Below are 2,846 nucleotides of genomic sequence, written 5' to 3' on the forward strand. Positions count from 1 at the left end.
CGACACTTCTTGGGGTTGTATGGTTAAGTGACTAAGCGTACATGGTGGATGCCTTGGCAGTCAGAGGCGATGAAGGACGTACTAACCTGCGATAAGCTGTGAGAAGTCGGTAAGAGACGCTATTACTCACAGATTTCCGAATGGGGAAACCCACCCAAGATAACTTGGGTATCGTTGCATGAATACATAGTGCAACGAGGCGAACCGGGAGAACTGAAACATCTAAGTACCCCGAGGAAAAGAAATCAACCGAGATTCCCTCAGTAGCGGCGAGCGAACGGGGATTAGCCCTTAAGTTTCTTGGAAGTTAGTGGAATGGTCCTGGAAAGGCCAGCGATACAGGGTGATAGCCCCGTACATGAAAACGACCTTGAAGTGAAATCGAGTAGGGCGGGACACGTGACATCCTGTCTGAATATGGGGGGACCATCCTCCAAGGCTAAATACTCCTGACTGACCGATAGTGAACCAGTACCGTGAGGGAAAGGCGAAAAGAACCCCTGTGAGGGGAGTGAAATAGAACCTGAAACCGTGTACGTACAAGCAGTGGGAGCCCTTCGGGGTGACTGCGTACCTTTTGTATAATGGGTCAGCGACTTACATTTTGTAGCGAGGTTAACCGTATAGGGGAGCCGTAGGGAAACCGAGTCTTAACTGGGCGTCTAGTTGCAAGGTGTAGACCCGAAACCGGGTGATCTAGCCATGGGCAGGTTGAAGGTTGAGTAACATCAACTGGAGGACCGAACCCACTAACGTTGCAAAGTTAGGGGATGACCTGTGGCTGGGGGTGAAAGGCCAATCAAACTCGGAGATAGCTGGTTCTCCCCGAAAGCTATTTAGGTAGCGCCTCGGACGAATACTACTGGGGGTAGAGCACTGTTTGGACTAGGGGGTCATCCCGACTTACCAACTCCATGCAAACTCCGAATACCAGTAAGTAATATCCGGGAGACACACGGCGGGTGCTAACGTCCGTCGTGAAGAGGGAAACAACCCAGACCGCCGGCTAAGGTCCCAAAGTTCTGGTTAAGTGGGAAACGATGTGGGAAGGCTCAGACAGCTAGGATGTTGGCTTAGAAGCAGCCATCATTTAAAGAAAGCGTAATAGCTCACTAGTCGAGTCGGCCTGCGCGGAAGATGTAACGGGGCTCAAACCAGGCACCGAAGCCGCGGATTCATACTTATGTATGAGTGGTAGGGGAGCGTTCTGTAAGTCTGCGAAGGTGTATCGAGAGGTATGCTGGAGATATCAGAAGTGCGAATGCTGACGTAAGTAACGATAAAGGGGGTGAAAAGCCTCCTCGCCGGAAGACCAAGGGTTCCTGTCCAACGTTAATCGGGGCAGGGTGAGTCGACCCCTAAGGTGAGGCCGAAAGGCGTAATCGATGGGAAGCAGGTTAATATTCCTGCACGACTTGTAATTGCGATGGGGGGACGGAGAAGGCTAGGTGGGCCAGGCGACGGTTGTCCTGGTGAAAGTGCGTAGGTGGTGTTTCTAGGCAAATCCGGAGACACAACACTGAGACACGAGACGAAGCCACTACGGTGGTGAAGCCATTGATGCCCTGCTTCCAGGAAAAGCCTCTAAGCTTCAGATTACAAGTCATCGTACCCCAAACCGACACAGGTGGTCGGGTAGAGAATACCAAGGCGCTTGAGAGAACTCGGGTGAAGGAACTAGGCAAAATAGAACCGTAACTTCGGGAGAAGGTTCGCTCTTGACAGTGAAGTCCCTTGCGGATGGAGCAGTTGGGAGTCGCAGTGACCAGATGGCTGGGACTGTTTATCAAAAACACAGCACTCTGCAAACACGAAAGTGGACGTATAGGGTGTGACACCTGCCCGGTGCCGGAAGGTTAATTGATGGGGTTAGCGCAAGCGAAGCTCTTGATCGAAGCCCCGGTAAACGGCGGCCGTAACTATAACGGTCCTAAGGTAGCGAAATTCCTTGTCGGGTAAGTTCCGACCTGCACGAATGGTGTAACCATGGCCATGCTGTCTCCACCCGAGACTCAGTGAAATCGAATTCGCCGTGAAGATGCGGTGTACCCGCGGCTAGACGGAAAGACCCCGTGAACCTTTACTACAGCTTGGCACTGAACATTGAACCTACATGTGTAGGATAGGTGGGAGGCTTTGAAGGCGTGACGCCAGTTGCGCTGGAGCCGTCCTTGAAATACCACCCTTGTATGTTTGATGTTCTAACGCAGGGCCCTGAATCGGGCTCGCGGACAGTGCCTGGTGGGTAGTTTGACTGGGGCGGTCTCCTCCCAAAGAGTAACGGAGGAGCACGAAGGTTGGCTAATCCTGGTCGGACATCAGGAGGTTAGTGCAATGGCATAAGCCAGCTTAACTGCGAGACGGACAGGTCGAGCAGGTACGAAAGTAGGTCATAGTGATCCGGTGGTTCTGAATGGAAGGGCCATCGCTCAACGGATAAAAGGTACTCCGGGGATAACAGGCTGATACCGCCCAAGAGTTCATATCGACGGCGGTGTTTGGCACCTCGATGTCGGCTCATCACATCCTGGGGCTGAAGTCGGTCCCAAGGGTATGGCTGTTCGCCATTTAAAGTGGTACGCGAGCTGGGTTCAGAACGTCGTGAGACAGTTCGGTCCCTATCTGCCGTGGGCGTTGGATGATTGAAGGGAGTTGCTCCTAGTACGAGAGGACCGGAGTGAACGAACCTCTGGTGTTCGGGTTGTCACGCCAGTGGCACTGCCCGGTAGCTAAGTTCGGAATCGATAACCGCTGAAAGCATCTAAGCGGGAAGCGAGCCCTGAGATGAGTCATCCCTGACCCCTTGAGGGTCCTAAAGGGCCGTTGGAGACCACAACGTTGATAGG

At 53.0% G+C, this 2,846-nt stretch carries 1 rRNA gene; it reads left to right on the forward strand.

Annotation, left to right across the window (positions count from 1 at the left end):
• Positions 1-21: 21 nt before the first annotated feature.
• Positions 22-2,846: ribosomal RNA gene (locus tag GWQ31_RS21630) — 23S ribosomal RNA — on the forward strand; the annotation flags it as partial.

The organism is Aeromonas sp. 2MA4 (assembly GCF_029237305.1).
GTDB lineage: Bacteria > Pseudomonadota > Gammaproteobacteria > Enterobacterales > Aeromonadaceae > Aeromonas > Aeromonas salmonicida.